This window comes from Haloarcula sp. DT43 (genome assembly GCF_037078405.1).
Taxonomy (GTDB): Archaea; Halobacteriota; Halobacteria; order Halobacteriales; family Haloarculaceae; genus Haloarcula; species Haloarcula brevis.
Window position 1 is genome coordinate 567,728 of the sequence record NZ_JAYMGZ010000003.1, and the last position, 16,937, is coordinate 584,664.

Consider the following 16,937-nt stretch of genomic DNA (forward strand, 5'->3'; position numbering starts at 1 on the left):
GACAGTAGACACTCGATAGGGAGAGACGCAATTCTATCAGGTTCACAATATAGGCATTTTCGCGCGTTATCAGACTTCCACATCGTCGCTTGGACGGCCCACAACAACACTCGAAACGGGGGGTGTCACAGCAGCGGAAACGGTGGGGTGCCACCTCTCGACAAGACCACGCTCACGACGACCGCGACAGCCGTGGCCGAGGTGGTGGTGACCTCGAAAGCCCACGGGTGCTCGACCGACCGTTCCGGGACCGCCGCTGCGCTCCTCGCGAGCTGCGGTGCTTGCGGGGTCCGGGACGGTTCGAGCCCCCGTCCCCTTTCAGTCCTCCCGAGGGGGGTTGCGACGAGGGGAGAAACAGACGGTGAATGGAAACTGGATCCTGTATCAGAAAGTCGAGATATCTACCAGAGGCCTGACCTCCAACCAGACGCCAGCACGGTGGAACCACGACCAGCGACACGAGCCCGAAACCCACCCAACAGCACAGCGTTGTAGTGGAAGCTATAGAAATAAAGATGAAAAGACAAAAAACGTAAAAAGTTTGAGACCACATGAGACATATCCAGTTAAAAATTTATACGTAACCTGATAGGTGAAGGGAAAGAGACGGACCTGGTTCTCCGTCGCGGATTATAGACAGCCCTCACTCAACTGAGGGTTACAGACGATGACCAGAACAGAATCAGCGGGCAGTCGCACTGAAAGAACGAACGGCATGTCGCGATATTCAGCGAGTCGGCTGGAGTGAGAATTGTATGAAATCCAACCTAATCAAATACGCGCTCGTCGGGTGCATCGGCATTATCTGGATGATGTTCGTCGAGTCAGGCAGAGGGCCAGCGCTCGATGTATATCGTCTCGTCAGTGTAGAACCGGATCATATCGTCGGCCTGTGCGTGGAGGTCTCCGAAGAACGACGCCTTCCGCCCCCCGAAGTGGAAAAACGCCATTGGGGCGGCCGTCCCAGCATTCACCGCCAGATTCCCCGCCTCCGTGTTCTGGCGGAAGGTACTGGCTTCCGCGCCGCGTTCGGTGAAGAGACTTGCGGCGTTACCGAACTCGCTACGGTTCAGTCGCGCGATGGCGTTCTCGAAGCTGTCGTATCTGGCGAGTGCAACGACTGGGCCGAACACCTCATCCTGCGAGATATCGAACTCCTCCTCGACATTGCCCAGAACCGTCGGACCGAGGAAATTGCCGTCCGGATACCCATCGACGGATACATCCCGACCATCACGAAGCAGGGTCGCACCGTCTTGTAGCGCGCCGTCGATGTACTCCCGAACACGGGACTCGTGTTCTGGCGTGATGAGCGCACCCATGTCTACGTCGTTGAGGCCGTACCCGACGGTCATCTCGTCGGCCTGTTTGATCAGTTCCTCGGCGAACTCCTCGTAGATTGACTTCTGGACGAGCACGACATCGTTGGCCAGACAGCGCTCACCGGCGCAGGCACATGCCGACGACAGCGTCTTCTCGACCGAGAACTTGATATCGGCGCTGTCGGAGACGATGACGTGATTCTTCGCACCGCCCTGTGCCTGAACGCGCTTGCCGGCTGCGGCAGTCGTTTCGTAGATGTGCTTGGCTACCGGTGTCGAACCAACGAAGGAGACGCCCGCGACGCCCTCATGAGTGATGAGGTCGGTCACCGTGTCGGCGCTGCCGTTGACCAGATTGACGACGCCGTCCGGGAAGCCAGCCTCGTCAAGGAGTTCGAACATCCGCTGGCTGACAAGTGGGTCCCGCTCGGACGGCTTGAGGACAAACGCGTTCCCCGTCGCGACTGCGTACGGGAGAAACCACAGTGGGATCATTCCGGGGAAATTGAACGGTGTGACGGCGACGAATGTCCCCAGCGGCTTTCGAATGGCTGTTTCGTCGATACCAGGAGCAGCGTTCGGTAAGTGGCCTCCCTGCATCATTGAGGGGATGCCACAGGCGACTTCGACGTTCTCGATACCCCGACGGAGTTCGCCCATCGCCTCTTGCTTCGTCTTCCCGTGTTCAGTGACGATAGTTTCCGCAAGCTCCTCCTGGTGCTCTTCCAGTAGTTGTTTAAAACGGAAGAGCGGTTGAATTCGCTCCTCGACCGCTCTGTTCTGCCACGACTCGAACGCCTCGTTGCCGGCGTCGACAGCGCGGTCCACATCAGCACTGCTGCTGTAGGTCAGTTCAGCCAGAGTGTCACTCGTCGCAGGGTTGACGATGGGTTCGCCGTCATCACCGCTGGTGTCGACCCACCCGCCGCCAACGTAATTTCGGACCTGCCGTGTCATACCTCACGTTTCATCACCTGATTACTTCAACACCCCCTCTTATGCCAAATATAAATCCGTCCGGTGACCGCTTGGAAATTGAAAAATCAATTCACCATCTAGTTTGAGGCGGGATACGTTGAGAGCAATAGCCATGGGCGTTCGCAACGCTGTTGTATTGTTCTGTTCGTACGATGACAGACTCCCCCGCCATCTTCGAACTGCGTGATTCGCTGTACTATCTTCCGACGAGTCGGACATCAATTATCTACTGAGTGGCAGCGCATGATTCGACGGTACTCTAGTGAACATCACCGCCGACAGCGAGTTCGCGGGTCGTGTGTTGTGACCAAGGCCCTGTGTGCCCATATTTCACCACCAAACGGACCGCTGCCGGGCGTTCCCAGTCTGACGGACAGGACTTAGTATCTCGTGGGTCTCACTAGAATCATGTCGGAGATCTCTCTCAGTATCCCGGACCCGAAACGACTCGCGGCGGCCAACGATGTCGTCCGGGAGGCTCTGCCTCGGTTCGCTCCTGCGTCAGTCGAGTGGGAGACCGAGAGCATCGCAAACGTACCAGCTGCGGGGCGAGCGGCCATTGATGCCCTCCCAGCACTCGACTCACTCCCGTCCGGTTCGGAAATCGCTGTGACAGCTGGGAGCCGTGGCATCCGGGACTTTCCTCGAATTATCTCCGGCGCTGTCGAAGCGTTACAGGACAGGGGATACAAACCGTTTGTGTTCCCCTCGATGGGGAGCCATGGCGGTGCGACCGCCGACGGGCAACGGGCGGTCCTCGCCGACCTCGGAATGACGCCGGATTCGCTGGGATGTCCGATCCGCTCGTCGATGGAGACTGTGGAGGTCGGTCCGGATGAGGGGCGGACAGTCTACGTTGATGCCAATGCTGCCGACGCCGATGCCATTCTCATCGCCAACCGGGTCAAGCCACATACGGACTTCACCGACACAATCGAGTCCGGCCTCTGCAAAATGGCGGTCATTGGGATGGGCAAACACCGTGGGGCCGAAATGATGCACAATGCGGGCTTGACGGGCGATATGGGTAAGGAGATCCGCGAGCGGGCAGCGATCCTGTTCGACGAACTACCGATCCTCGGCGGTATTGCGCTTGTCGAAAACGCACACGACCGAGCAACACACATAGAGGGGATACCGACAGAGCAGATACTCGAACGGGAATCGGAGCTGCTGGAGCGTGCCTATCGGGAATTGCCGATGCTCCCCGTTGACGACTTGGACCTGCTCATCGTTGACGAGATGGGTAAGGAAGTGAGCGGCACCGGTCTGGATACGAACGTCATCGGGCGGACGTACTTCGAGGGGGAGCCGGAACCTGACCGACCGAACTACACACGCATCTACGTCCGCTCGCTGACGCCGCCGTCACACGGCAACGGACTAGGGATCGGTCTCGCTGATATAGTCCACGAGGACCTCGTACGTGAGCTTAATCTCGGCGACACCTACGTCAACATCGCTACGAGCGGGGAAACGAAGCGGGCGAAGATTCCACTGATTGTCCCGGACGACGAAAGTGCGCTGTTACTCGCACCGTCGATAACAGGAACACCCGACCCGGGGAAATTGCGGATTGTACGGATTCCGAACACGATGGAGCCCGGCCAGTTGTTCGTCTCGGAGCCGGTTGCCAACGACCTTGAAGACAACGAGTCCGTCACCGTTGGTGAACTCCGGGAACTAGAACTAGATGATGGCACGCTAGCTTCCGACCCGTACGGTATCTGAAGCGAACTCGGCTTGCGAATCTCGTCACCGCACTCAGAAGTGACTGAACTTGTCCCGTCGGTAGATGTCGATGCTGTTGATGTGTGTCGGCGGGTCCTGAGCGACGGCGAAGGCGATAGCCTCAGCGACCTCCGACGCCTCGGTTACCTCACCTTGCTCGAACCGTTCGTTCATCGGGTTGTCGTCCTCCGAGCCGAACTCTGTCCGGACCTCGGTGGGATTGATTTGCGTGATACCGATATCGTCCTCGCCGACCGCTCCCTGGAGGCTCAGTGCGAACCCGCGGATCCACCACTTGGTGGCTGCATACACCGGGTTCTTCGGCCGCGGATACTGACCGGAGAAACTCGATACGAACACGAGCGAGCCCTCGCCCTCACGGAGGTGTGGCAAGGCTGCTCGGGCGGTGTAGAAGGCACCGTCGACATTGACATCCATCATCATCCGGTAGGACTCGTCAGATATCTCCTCGACGGGTTCGTCGATACCCAGACCCGCATTGGCGACGACGATGTCTAGTGACCCAAACGTCTCGACAGTCACTTCCACGGCTGCCGCTACTTGATCGGGGTCCGTGACGTCTGTCCGGACGACACGCGTCTCGGCGTCGGTCGCTTCCTCAACGTCCGCGGCGATGGATTCTAGGTCGTCTTCGCTTCGAGCGGCGAGGACGACAGCAGCCCCATCTGCGGCGAGTTGCTTGACTGTCGCAGCACCGATACCCGAACTCGCACCCGTGACCAACGCGGTCTGTCCGGCTAACGGACGCTCGCTATCGCTTGGCATACACATGTCCGCTTGGGCGAACATGAAATATACCTTTTGTCGCTCTCGGTGGTCGTGAACGGAGACGGGGCGTCCCTGTCAGTCCCGCCGAGGACTGGTCCATCTCACCGACGGTATATTTATTGGCGTTAATCGCAACTATCCGAACATGACACATGGGCCAGACGCAGTCCACGAACTCATTACTGAGGCCGGCTGGTCCTATCCAGTGACGTCGCGTCGGCTAGAGGAACGCCGGCCGATGGAGAATATTACTATCGACGAAAACGGAAATTCCATGATGCTCTCCGAGTTGTTGCACGAGGCTGACGTACAGCGATTCGAAAGTCATAGCGACGTGCAGGATAAGCTCGGCCCAATCTGCGAAGCAGAGAGCACAGCGCGGCAGACAGGAATCGTCGGAAAGCTGAAAGCGGCGTTCCTGGGCTGAGATGAACAAGCTACGTACTCTTTCTTGGGGTGGTGGCGGACTGCTCGTCCTTCTTGCAATCTGGGCAGCGATTCATTACAACGGCCCACTGCTTCGCTTCGCTCCTGCGGCCCTCGTTGGCATCGTGGCGGCAGGTCTCCCCTTCGGTCTCGCGTATTCGAAGAGTGCCATCAAATCGCTACGGCTGAGCCTCGCAGACACTGACGAGGGCTTTAGTGCCGAACAGGGGTCGGTGTTCGTCTCCACGTCGGCCATCGACGACTCTATCGACTTTTTGGAGGCGGTGCATTCGGTGCTTCAGTCTGACGAGGAGTACGACTCGGTGGAACGAGACTCGTTCGAAGAGGGGCCGGGATTGACCGTTCTCCACAGCGGCTTCCACAACTCATTTGTCCGCATTACGGCGGCTGGCCGCGTTGTCGTCACCGGAGCGTCCGAGCGTACGAAGCTACTCGCGGATACAGTAAGTGACGCGTACTCGCTGTCCTTCGAGCGGACGCGGAACAACCCCTTCGACGGGATGGAACCCGTTCACGGGGGGCCACGCGTGTTCTTGGGCGCCCTCGTCTTCGCTATGCTCCTCTTTGGGACCCACGCGGTAACCGCGACAGCGTACCCCACCGATACGTACAATCCAGCCGAGCGGGCCGTCATGGTCGGCTTCGACGCCAGCGGGAGCCTCGACCCGCGCGTCTCCGAAACGGATGCAAAGCTATCGAAGGCAGCGTTCCTCGTTAAAGTCGTGAACGAGTCCGCAACTGAGGTTCGGTGGCGCGGCAACGATACCGAACGGATTGCGGAACACGGTGAGAGTGCACTGGAGGCGTCCAATGACGCCCGATCGCTGCTCGCCTCGGCCGAAGACGAGTCCCTCACGCAAGAACAGACCGAGCGGGCCAGTCGTATTCGAGGCCAGCTCGCGGAGGCTGAACGAAACGTGGCAACCGCTCTGACGGACGCAGCCGACAGGGAGGCACTCGAGAACACGGAGCCGCTAACCCGTTTGAGCGGTGAGTTACGGGCCTCCGCGAACCGAACCGATGCTGGTAGTTCACCCGTTTCCACCGGGTAATGGCGAGGTGGTCACTCCAGAACGTACCGAATCGAGCTAGGTCCTCGGTTCGGTGAGGGCGTCGACGCATTCCGAACCCAACTTCCCTCTCTCAGGATGGATGATCTCGGAGAGGAGCGAGTTCGTGTCGACGTCGGCGTTTATCGAATCGCTCGACGACTCAGACGGAGAATCGGGAAAGACGACTGCGAACGTGTACCGCCCCCAGACCAGTGCCGTCCGGTAGTTGTTCGCCAGCGCAGTCCCCGCCTCCGCAGCGGACTGCTGGTCGGACCAGCGGTCAATGACGAGTATTATAGTCGTTCCACGAGGGCTTCGGTAGGTAGATTCGTGTCGAACGTCGGGCGTCCAGGGAATCGTCAGTTCATTCGGTCCCTGGAACGTACTGGCGTTGAGTTGCCGAACGTCTTCCCAGCCCTCGAGTCCCACGCTCAGTGCCGCATCGACAGGAACGGGCCGCAACGACGCCGGGTGGGCGTCGGTCGGGGGCCGTGGACAGGCCGCAGACGACGGTGCCAGGGTACCGTTGCTCGTCTGCCCCTCGAACAGGGACTGACTCACCGATACCGGCGTCACCGCCGGTTCGACATCCTCGTCCGGGGTTTGCGAGCTGTCGAAGTTGGCTGTTGTGGCTACTGCGACGCTGGCAACCATGAGTACGACGACGAGAGCCACCTTGCCAGCTCTGAGAAGTGTCGATGAGAGGGAAGGTATCGCGGCCGTAATGTGGTGGTGAACAGAGGGACTATCGTCGAAAGCGCCGGGTTCGAAGTGGTCGGCCAGAAGTGTCTGTCGGCGGTCGCGGTCGAGAGCGTACAGCGCCATTCCGTGTAGTTCTCGAGCATCGACGACACAGGTGTCGTCCGGCATGCTTTCGACATCCGCCACCGTCCTGACGACGATTCTATCGGCGTGGTCTCGGCTCCACGGCGGTGTCTTCGTGATACGAACATCGAGCGTTTGGCCGGGGATTTCGTGCGGAGCCTGCAACAACAGCCTCCCACACTCGGCTGTCTCGACGGTCCAGCCGCGCGCTTCGTACAGGTCCGCAACAAACCGGGTCAGTTGCTGCTGGTCGAACCGTCTGATTCGCTGAACGAACTCCTCACGAGTCGGGATTTGCACTGGTTATAGGCGGGCGCGAAGGTCTGTGACGACATCGTTAGTACCAGCGTCCCCGCCGAGATCCGGCGTTCGGGGGGCGGAGTCGTCGGCCAACTGCTCGGCGACGACCTCGCGAAGGCAGTCGGCCGCGGCCACCTCACCGAGGTCGTCGAACAGCATAGCTCCGGAGAGTACCGTCGCGAGCGGGTTGGCAATCCCCTGTCCCTGGATGTCCGGAGCGCTGCCGTGAACCGGTTCAAACATCGACGGCGCGTCCCCATCGACACAGAGGTTCGCCGACGGCGCGAGTCCCATGCTGCCCGAAATAATCGCCCCGAGGTCGGTGAGGATGTCGCCAAAGAGGTTCGACGCGACGACCACGTCGAACGCCTCGGGTCGACGCACGAAGTCCATCGCGGCGGCGTCGACGAGCAAGCGCTCGACGGTCACGTCCGGGTACTCCTCGCTTATCTCTTCGACGACGTCATCCCAGAGGACCATCCCGTAGGCCTGGGCGTTGGACTTCGTTACGTTCGTCAGTTTCCCATCCCGCTCGGCGGCCGCCTTGAACGCTTCACGAACGATCGTCTCGGTTCCTTTGCGGGTAAACACCGCGCTCTGGACTGCAACTTCGTGTTCGAACCCGCGGTGTTCGCGTCCACCGACGTCAGCGTACTCGCCCTCGGTGTTCTCCCGGTAGACCACGAAATCGATATCGCCGCCTTCGTATCCCCGAAGCGGACTCTGTACACCCACGCGGAGTTCGGTCGGTCGTTTGCATATCTGCTGGTTGAGCTCCTTACGGATGGGCAACATGAGACCGCGGAGCGTCACGTGGTCGGGGATATCAGGATGACCGACCGCACCCAGCAAGATAGCGTCGTACCTGCGAAGTTGGTCGACGCCGTCGTCTGGCATCATTGCCCCCTCCTGAAGATACCGTTCGCTTCCCCAGTCGAACTCCGTGTAGTCGATATCGAAGCCCTCACGCTCTGCCACGTCATCGAGTATCGGCTTGACCGCCGCCACGACTTCGGTTCCGATTCCGTCGCCCGGTATCAGTGCAACAGTGTATGTCATGAGTCGGATTGTGAGTTATCCGCAACCGTTCAGCTCCGCGTTCGCACTGGTCAGTCCGCCGTTGAATCGGATTGTTCGACTGGTGCGGTCACGCTCGTATCGGAGTACCCGTGGATCAATGCCTCTTCAGTCTGGCTGTCGAAGAGATGGATGTCGTCCTCGTCGAACGTGACGCTGACGACATCGCCCTCTGCCGGTTCCACCTCAGATTCTGTCCGGACGCGGAACTCCTTGCCGGCCAGGTCGAGATAGACGAAGTTGTCCGACCCGACGATTTCGACCACGTCGACCGTGAGTTCGACGGTCTTCTCGGGGGGTGCCTGCGGGTCGATTCGGACGTCCTCGGGACGAATGCCGAATATGAGGTCCGACGTCGAGGATTCGATGGGGTCGAGCAGTCGGCTGCTGACGTCGTAGCTGAAGTCCTCGCTCGTGATAGTGCCGGAGCCGTCGGGGTTCCGTTCCAGTTCGACGTCGAGGAAGTTCATCGACGGGGACCCGATGAAGTCCGCGACGAAGTAGTTAGTCGGCTCGTGGTACACCTCTTTGGGCTCCCCTATCTGTTGGAGCGTCCCGTTGTTGAGGATGACGATGCGGTCGGCCATCGTCATCGCTTCCTCCTGGTCGTGCGTGACATACACTGTCGTAATACCGACTTCGGAGTGAATCCGCGAGATTTCGGTCCGCATATGCTTGCGAAGTTTCGCGTCCAGGTTCGACAGAGGTTCATCGAACAGGAACAGCGAGGGTTCGCGGACGATGGCCCGGCCAGTAGCGACGCGTTGCTGTTGGCCGCCGGACAGCGACGAGGGCTTTTTCTCCAGCAGGTCCTCGATACCCATCATCTCGGCGGCCTCTCGGACGCGTCGGTCGATCTCCTCGTCGTCGAGGTCCGTACTGAGATGGAGGCCGTAGGCCATGTTCTGGTGGACCGTCTTGTGCGGGTACAGCGCGTAGGACTGGAACACCATTGCAATGTCCCGGTCCTTCGGTGATTTCTCGTTGATCCGCTCGCCACCGAGCCGTATCTCACCGTCGGTGACTGTCTCCAGCCCCGCGATCATACGGAGTGTTGTCGATTTTCCGCAGCCCGAGGGGCCGACGACGACAATAAACTCGCCGTCCTCGATGTCGAGATCGAGTTCTTCGACCGCGACAATTGTCTCTGCTTTCGTGTCGAACACTTTCGTTACCTCGTCGAGTTCGAGTCGTGCCATGTGTTATCACCTGATCGAATTTCGTAACCGCGCGTTTTATGTATTCGCTCTCGTTTCAGCCAGTCTCATCCGGAAATATCGGTCTTGACTATCCGCCTGGAGACCCTCCCAGCCCAGCACCGACGTACCGGCGTGAGATCCCATAGAAGACGACGGGCGGTGCGACCAGTAGGACGAGTGACGCCATCAACACGTTCCACTCCCGGAGCACGTCGCTCCCGAGGATGTAGTAGATGGCGACGGTGGCGGTTCTGGTTCCCTCGTCCGTCGTCAGTACGAACACCCAGAGGAAGTTGTTCCAGGCGGTGAGGAAGGCAAACAGTGCCGCCGCCGCGACCGCCGGCAGGCTCAGAGGCAAGACGACCCTGAGGAACGCCGTGAGTTCGTTGTGGCCGTCAATGAGGGCCGCTTCCTCGATGTTCTCGGGTATCCCCTGCCGGAAGAAGCCCTGGAGCAGCCAGATGTTCTGTGGCAGGACGAAGATGGATAGCGCGATGATGATACCCGGGAGCGTGTTGACCAACCTGAGGAAGAAGAACACCTCGTAGACAGGGATGGTCAAGACAATCCACGGGAACATAATCGTGAACACGGCTGTGTAGAACAGGGCCTGTCGTCCCGGGAAATCCAGTCGAGCGAACGCGTAGGCTCCGGGAATCGCGAAGAACAGCGAGATGATAGTGGCGGCAATCGAGACGATGATGCTGTTCCGGAAGTACGTCCCGAACGCGAACCGATTCCATATCTGCGTATACGCGTCGAGTGTGAGTTCGCCCAACGCGGGAATGAACCCGGTATCCTGACTGATAGCTGCCAGATTGGTAAGGATCGATGTCCGAATCACCCAGTAGTACGGGACGATAGCGAACAGTGCGAACGCGATGATACCGGCGTACAACAGCGCACGTGAGCGTCTGTTTTCATTGAGCATAATGTATCACTACACGTATAGGTTCTCTTCTTCGTCGATTGCTTTTACGTAGATTACTGCTGCGGTCATCGACAGCAGTATCATCGCCATGCCGATTGTGTAGGCCCTGGCGAAATTGTTGTTGACGAACGCCACGCGGTACGTTAGGATGCTGAGGATCATCGTCCTCGTCCCAGGACCACCGCCGGTCAGTGCGAACGGTTGTGAGAACTCGGCGATGTTCCACGCTGTGCGGAGGGAGAGGATGACGATCGTCGGAATCAGGAGCCGCGGGACCGTCACGTCCCGGAACCGTTGGAGGCGATTGGCGCCGGACTGTGCGGCAGCCTCGTACTGTTCTTTCGGAATGCCCGAAATGGCGGCCGCGTAGATAATCGCTGAGTAGGCGTAGTCGTGCCAGGTCTGAGCGATGATGAGTGAGATGAACGGCCACATGCCTGTCGCGAGGAACGCCGGCGGGTCAACCCCGACGATACCGAACGCCTTTACCACGAAGCCGAAGTCGTTGTCCAGAAACCACATCCAGATGACACCACCAGCGAGTGGTGCGGAGAAGTACGGCGACATGATCAGGGCACCGACCCAGTCTTTCGCGACGTCACGTAGTTCGTTCAACAGTAACGCAGCGAGCAACCCGAGGCCCAGTTGTAGGAATGTCGTTCCCACGACGAACCCGATCGTCAAGATGAACGCGTAGACGAACAGATCGTTCGTCACGACCCAGATGTAGTTTTCGAGGCCGATGAACTGTCCGGGTTCGCCCAGACGCGTGTTTGTAAACGTCATCGATACACCCCGGAGTATCGGATAGTAAAACAGGCCGGTAAACGCGATAAACGTTGGTATGATGAACACGTATCCAGCCCAGTTCTCCCGGATTCGGTCTGTGAACGTCTCCTCGTTGAGGCCGTACCGTTCACGGATCTCGTCTCGGGAGCGCCCCTGCTCCTGTGCCATGTCAATGTGAACCAATGCCGGTAGAATAAAACTTTGCCCATCGGAACCCCGTCAGACACCGACGAGACGACGACATCACTGCTGCACGGAGTGATATTCCGACGTGACCAAGATTATCAACAAAACGGTATTGGGACCGCTCCAGTCGGTATCGATTGGCCCGACCGGAATCGAGCGGCGTTAATTGTTCTGTTCTTCGAGTCGGGTGAGTACGCGTTCGCGGACGATTCCGGGCGTTTCTTCGGCGCTGTGTTGGCCAGCAATCGCCTGGCTGATCGTCTCGTTGATATCCGTCCAGCGAATGGGGTCAGTGGGCCACACGTCCCACGGACCGCCCGTGTTGCTGTACTGAGCACCGTACTCGGACTGGTTTTCGATCGACTGTTGGAAGTTCTGTGGGAGGTCGTATTCCTCGAGCATCGGGTCAAGCATCGACTGCATGCCCGGGATGGCCTCGTAGTGCTCGCCCCACGCGGGGAGGACGAAGTCCTCGTCTTCCCACAGGTACTCCGTGAGCGCCCAGGCGCCTTCCTGTTGCTGGTCCTCGACGTCGTTGAAGATGGTGTGTGCCTGTTCGAGTCCCCACACGTGGCCGCCGTGTTCGCCGGAGTGGCCGCTGAGGTCGTCGATACCGATCGCGTCGCCGAAGTCTTCATCCAGTTGGGGATTGGGCAACAGCATGAAGTCGCCCTCGCCGTCGTTCCAGCCGATCTGCGCCTCCTCGCTGACGGAATACCAGCGGTTCGCAGTCGGTAGTGCGTAGGTGAACGACGCGACCCGGCCGCTGAGCATCAGCGACGGGATGTCCTCGTCGCCCCGTTGTGCGGCCTCGGCGCTGCTGAATTCGTCGGCAAGGTTGACACAGGTCTTGATCATGCCGTCGGTCTTCTGACGGTCTTCTTCCATGTCCTCGTTGTTGATGACGACCGTCGGGTCCGTTCCCTCGCCGCGGATCCAGGGGTCGGTCCCGCCCTCGTACGCCGTCCGGGCGTAGCCCCAGTACGACTCGAGGTCGCCCGGGACGCCGGTCTCCTCGTAGGCGATGATGTCTTGTTCCTCGTCGATTGTCTGCAGGACATCGTAGAACTGGCTCCACGTCTTCAGTTCTTCCATCGGATTCTCGACGCCAGCCTGTGAGAATGTCTTGGGCCGGATCCCGAGGTTACTGTTCGTGTGGCGAATAGATCCGACCGCCCAGTAGTCGCCACGGAACTCGGAGACCTGCTGGCCCGCGGGCGACAAGCCGTCGGGGAAGGAGTCACTTCCTTCCATGAACGCCGCGTGGTCGACCAACTGGTCGTCCCGATAGAACTGCAGACCGAGCCCACCGGACTCCCCGAGTGCAGGGGGATTGCCGTTCTGAACGCGGGAAGACATCGCTTGCGAGATGTCACCATAGGATGCGGTCTGGAGGTCTACCTCGTAGCCGTCGTTCTTGGAGGCGAAGTCCTCCATCGAGGAGTTGAAGTGGTCCTGGATATCACCGTTCTCGGCGGCGTTAGCGGAGAGGAACTCGACTGTGACGGTTTCGCTTCCGCCACCGTCGCCACCACCATCGCCACCATCGCCACCGTCGCTACCGCCGTCGCCACCATCGCCGCCGTCACCACCGTCGCCAGTACATCCAGCGAGGCCGCCAAGAGCGCCGGCACTCGCCGCGCCTGTGAGCTTTACGAAGTCACGGCGTGATGTTCCGCTGTCATCAGCTGTTGACCGAGGTGTGTCCGGTTCGTCATGATTGTTAGTGTGTGACATGCCAGTGAAATTTCAGTAGAGTGACCATATAAACCTGCCCCCTGATTTCAACTATTAGTGTCAGAATAAAACATTATTCCCCACGACCATTTATTTGTTTCCAAAACGCACCATGAGATAGTGTGACTAACGACGAGCTCGTCGCCAACGTTCGTACCGTCGCTGACGCCGTTCAGACGACACTCGGTCCGTTCGGAGCGAACAAGCTACTGGTTCAGCAGGACGGAACGGTGACCGCAACCGCTTCCTCGACCGAGTTGCTCGAGCGGTTTGACATCACTGACCCAGCCATGACTCTGCTCCAGACAGCGGCCTCTGGTTTCGGAGACCGATACGGTGACGGAACCGGGACCGTCGTAACGCTGGCTGGGGCGTTGCTCCGGGAGGCGGACGGACTGGCTGAGCAAGGGCTCCATCCGACTGCGATAGAACAGGGGTACCGGGACGGACTCGACAGTGCGCTTGCCGCCATCGACCGTACGGCCCGTCCGCTCTCTCCGTACGGAGCCGAAGCCGTCGCAAAGACTGCCCTCACAGGGACGCGTGACCCACAGGTCCGCCAGTCCGTTTCGGCCCAGGTGGCGAGTGTTGTCGAGCAGGTGGGACCAGATGGGAACGATAGCGTCCGCGTCGTCTCACGTCCCGGCGGTGCAACCGCAGAGACGGAGCTCCTCCGGGGTGTGGTCCTTGAGCGTGGCCCCATTCTCGAATCCATGCCTCGTTCACCTGGACGCGACGGCATCGCGGTACTCTCCTCCAGTGTCGATGTCCCGCACGTGGGGAGCCAGCTCGGTGACGTCAGCCGTCGGGTCGTCTTCGACGCCGATTCCTTCGAGGCCAGGGAAGGGATAGCGGAATACGAATCTGAAGCGTTCGCCGAGCAACTCCAGGCCGCTATCGACGCCGGCTGTGGTGCCATAGTCACGGAACGGGCGATCAACGAACGGGTCCAGACTCGACTCGCGGCCGAAGGGATACTCGGTATCCAGCGCGTCGATACTGATGAACTCCGAGGGGTCGCCCGAATCACAGATGCAACTGTCGTCCCGTCGCTCGACCAGGTTTCCGAGGTGACACTCGGTAGGGGCACCATCACAGTCCAGCGGAAGACCGGCCGGGACGTAACCGTATTCAAATCGGACGCCGGCGAACCGGCTTACACCCTTTTCTGCAGGGCTCCCGATCCGCGCACGGTTACCGCGTTCGAACACTCAGTAGAGACAGCCATCGCCGCGACGGCAGCGGCCGTCCGAGATGGACGCGTGGTCCCAGGCGGCGGCGCTGTGGAGGCGACAGTGTCTCAGGCAGTCAAGTCGGAGGCCCGGTCACTCGAGGGGCGTCAACAGCTCTCTGCCGACGCGTTCGGAACGGCGCTCATGACGATTCCACGCGTACTCGCGAGAACCGCAGGCCTCGACGGTGGGCGGACGGTCGTCCAGTTGCGGGTCGCAAGGTCAGACGGACGGGATTCGACAGGGATAGACGCACTTGCCGGCACGACAGCGGACGTGCTGGGTGACGACCCCATCATCGAACCGGTCTCGACCAAGAAAGCGATACTCACGGCCGCAACAGACCTCGCGACCCAACTAATTCGCATCGATGACCGACTGCAGGCAGATGACCTCAGCGACGATGACGACGTGGTACCGGAAGAGGAACCGACAGGGGGTCAGCAGGCGCCAGCAGGGCAGGGACGGAACGCTTAAAATGGCTCACACAGCTTGTTGAAGGCGCCGACCACCCGAATCCGGGTGTTGGCGAGGTGACCAAGAACAGTTTCCGAGCATCCACGCGGGGCCTTACGACTTAGTTACGCTCCGGTCGAGGTGTGTAGCCCGGCAACTCTACGTTCGGATACAGTACGGTATCTATCGTGAGTAACTGTTCGACGATAGCAGCCGCAGTCTCGATCGCCTGTGAGAACACCCGTCGGGGCTCGACGACGCCTGCGTCCCAGGCGTCGACCGGCTCACCGGTCTGGGCGTCGATACCCGCCGCAGAGCGACCGTCGGCGGCGTGTGCCGTCCGCAGGCTCGTCACTGCAGTCACCGGATCGTGACCGGCGTTCCGGGCGAGTGTCGCAGGGATACTATCAAGCGCGTCGGCGAAGGCCTCGACTGCGAGTTGCTCTCGACCGGCTACCTCCGTCGCATGCTCCCGTAGCTCCGTTGCAACTGCCGCGGCCGGTGCCCCTGCCCCGGGTAGCACCTGGCCGTCCATTACAGCGATAGCCGTGGTCTCGATTGCATCTTCGAGCGCCTCTTCTCGTCGCCTCGCCTCCTCGGCCGTCGACGCGCTCGTGACGACCGTGAGGACCGGACCCGGACAGCCCTCGAAGGCAGTCCACACTTCGTCGCCCACCGTTCGCTGGCTCACCCGTTCGGCTCGCCCGAGGCGCTCGTCCGTCAGTTCGCTCAGCGTAGAGACGACTGTGGCTTCGGTGGCCTCCGCGAGGCGGTAGACGTCTTCCTTGGGGTAGGTCGCCTTGTCGACGACGGCGATTCCTGCCTCCTCGAATGGTCTGACGATTGACTCGTCGAGTTTCTCCAGGCAGACGAGGACGTCGACACCACGGGCGACGAGGTCCTCGGCAGTCGATTCAATCCTGTCTGAGAGCTGGGCCCGGTACCTGTCCGCTGCCTCCGGGGAAGAAAGCGTCACACCGGCACCGCCGTCGAGGACGCTGGCCGTCTCCTCGAAGTCGATCTCACGGTCCAGGATTGCCACGGTCGCGTCAGCGATCGGTTCGTCGATTCCCCACCCGTTCGGCCCCGCGTCCGTGGGACGGGACAGCACCAACCCGTCGACGACGCCACTTTCGGTCCCGGGCTGGGAGAGTACCTTCGCGTGGTCAGTGTTAATCCAGCCGTCGTCCCGTCCGTCGGCGAGTAGCGTGACTGTCGACGCCACTCGTTCCGAGAGTTCCTGTCTGACCGCGGATTCGAGGTTCGTCGTCATCGTCGTCGCGGCGACATCCCTGAGAGCTTCCTCGTCGTCCGAATCGACGGTGCGGGAGAGGTCATCGAGGACCGCCCCAGCACGAGCCCGGGCGATGCCGTACCCGACGACCACGCTGCTCGGTGCGAGTCCTTGGTCGACGAGTTCGAACCCCTCATCTAGAAAGGCACCCGCCAGCAACACCGCGGTAGACGTGCCGTCGTGCAATCCGCTTTGCATGCCGTCGGCGCCGTCGACGAACAGTGCGGCGACGGGGTGAGCGAAGCCATCCATGCGTTCGATGGCGTCGAAGATTCGCCCAGCGTCGCCGACGCGGACCCGTTCGCTGCGGTTCTGCTTGTCCTCTGTCACCATGAGCTTCTCCATACCGGCCGGACCGAACGTCGACTCGACGAGTGAAACGGTGGCGTCCACGGCGCCACTAACGTATCGACGCGCGTCGTCGTCGGTCATCGTCCAGTCCCCTCGCTCGCCGTCGTCAAGGCGCGCCTCCGCGTCTGGATCCACGGCCATACAGCCTTCTTGTGAGGAGTACTGATTAATTCTTTGTGCGAAATCCAAATACCCGGACCGGCTGACGGCATCGCCGACAAACCTTATTGTCTCCTTGTGA

Annotated in this window: 14 protein-coding genes; 5 read left to right on the plus strand and 9 right to left on the minus strand. The window is 60.3% G+C overall.

Annotation, left to right across the window (positions count from 1 at the left end; genetic code table 11):
* Positions 1 to 824: 824 nt before the first annotated feature.
* Positions 825 to 2,279, minus strand: coding sequence for a CoA-acylating methylmalonate-semialdehyde dehydrogenase (gene mmsA / locus VI123_RS14460; RefSeq protein ID WP_336338770.1), 1,455 nt, complete (start codon positions 2,277 to 2,279; stop codon positions 825 to 827).
* Positions 2,280 to 2,717: 438 nt separating this feature from the next.
* On the opposite strand from mmsA, the gene VI123_RS14465 reads away from it, so the two are divergent.
* A complete protein-coding gene (locus VI123_RS14465) occupies positions 2,718 to 4,031 on the plus strand; it encodes a nickel pincer cofactor-dependent isomerase, group 22 (RefSeq protein WP_407067008.1) in 1,314 nt (437 codons plus the stop codon).
* Between the two features lie 33 nt (positions 4,032 to 4,064).
* Here the strand turns inward: VI123_RS14465 and VI123_RS14470 are convergent, their stop codons facing one another.
* The gene (locus tag VI123_RS14470) at positions 4,065 to 4,817 is read right to left on the minus strand and encodes an SDR family oxidoreductase (protein ID WP_336338772.1); all 753 of its coding nucleotides are present in this window, start codon (positions 4,815 to 4,817) and stop codon (positions 4,065 to 4,067) included.
* A gap of 148 nt (positions 4,818 to 4,965) precedes the next feature.
* Here VI123_RS14470 and VI123_RS14475 point away from each other — a divergent pair, with 148 nt between their 5' ends.
* Positions 4,966 to 5,247, plus strand: a complete 282-nt coding sequence (locus VI123_RS14475; RefSeq protein ID WP_336338773.1) for a hypothetical protein — start codon at positions 4,966 to 4,968, stop codon at positions 5,245 to 5,247.
* 1 nt (position 5,248) lies between these two features.
* Positions 5,249 to 6,319: a hypothetical protein gene (locus tag VI123_RS14480; RefSeq protein WP_336338774.1), complete on the plus strand. Its 1,071-nt coding sequence runs from the start codon at positions 5,249 to 5,251 to the stop codon at positions 6,317 to 6,319.
* Positions 6,320 to 6,355: 36 nt separating this feature from the next.
* Here VI123_RS14480 and VI123_RS14485 read toward each other — a convergent pair whose 3' ends face one another.
* The 6 genes from VI123_RS14485 to VI123_RS14510 all read right to left on the minus strand — a co-directional run bounded on the left by VI123_RS14485 (position 6,356) and on the right by VI123_RS14510 (position 13,063).
* On the minus strand, positions 6,356 to 7,444 hold the full coding sequence (locus tag VI123_RS14485; protein WP_336338775.1) for a hypothetical protein: 1,089 nt from the start codon (positions 7,442 to 7,444) through the stop codon (positions 6,356 to 6,358).
* A gap of 3 nt (positions 7,445 to 7,447) precedes the next feature.
* Positions 7,448 to 8,503 (minus strand): isocitrate/isopropylmalate dehydrogenase family protein, encoded by a 1,056-nt coding sequence (locus VI123_RS14490; protein WP_336338776.1) that lies wholly within the window; start codon positions 8,501 to 8,503, stop codon positions 7,448 to 7,450.
* A gap of 50 nt (positions 8,504 to 8,553) precedes the next feature.
* Positions 8,554 to 9,720 carry an ABC transporter ATP-binding protein gene (locus tag VI123_RS14495; RefSeq protein ID WP_336338777.1) on the minus strand — a complete coding sequence of 389 codons (1,167 nt, stop codon included), beginning with the start codon at positions 9,718 to 9,720 and terminating at the stop codon, positions 8,554 to 8,556.
* 88 nt (positions 9,721 to 9,808) lie between these two features.
* Positions 9,809 to 10,651, minus strand: a complete 843-nt coding sequence (locus tag VI123_RS14500; RefSeq protein ID WP_336338778.1) for a carbohydrate ABC transporter permease — start codon at positions 10,649 to 10,651, stop codon at positions 9,809 to 9,811.
* A 9-nt stretch (positions 10,652 to 10,660) separates the two neighbouring features.
* A complete protein-coding gene (locus VI123_RS14505) occupies positions 10,661 to 11,608 on the minus strand; it encodes a carbohydrate ABC transporter permease (protein ID WP_336338779.1) in 948 nt (315 codons plus the stop codon).
* Between the two features lie 180 nt (positions 11,609 to 11,788).
* Positions 11,789 to 13,063 carry an ABC transporter substrate-binding protein gene (locus tag VI123_RS14510; RefSeq protein ID WP_336338780.1) on the minus strand — a complete coding sequence of 425 codons (1,275 nt, stop codon included), beginning with the start codon at positions 13,061 to 13,063 and terminating at the stop codon, positions 11,789 to 11,791.
* A 12-nt stretch (positions 13,064 to 13,075) separates the two neighbouring features.
* On the opposite strand from VI123_RS14510, the gene VI123_RS14515 reads away from it, so the two are divergent.
* Together VI123_RS14515 and VI123_RS14520 are read left to right on the plus strand one after the other, a co-directional pair.
* On the plus strand, positions 13,076 to 13,297 hold the full coding sequence (locus VI123_RS14515) for a hypothetical protein (protein WP_336338781.1): 222 nt from the start codon (positions 13,076 to 13,078) through the stop codon (positions 13,295 to 13,297).
* A gap of 188 nt (positions 13,298 to 13,485) precedes the next feature.
* Positions 13,486 to 15,072, plus strand: a complete 1,587-nt coding sequence (locus VI123_RS14520) for a TCP-1/cpn60 chaperonin family protein (protein WP_336338782.1) — start codon at positions 13,486 to 13,488, stop codon at positions 15,070 to 15,072.
* A 100-nt stretch (positions 15,073 to 15,172) separates the two neighbouring features.
* Here the strand turns inward: VI123_RS14520 and VI123_RS14525 are convergent, their stop codons facing one another.
* A complete protein-coding gene (locus VI123_RS14525) occupies positions 15,173 to 16,837 on the minus strand; it encodes a TCP-1/cpn60 chaperonin family protein (RefSeq protein WP_336338783.1) in 1,665 nt (554 codons plus the stop codon).
* Between the last annotated feature and the right edge of the window lie 100 nt (positions 16,838 to 16,937).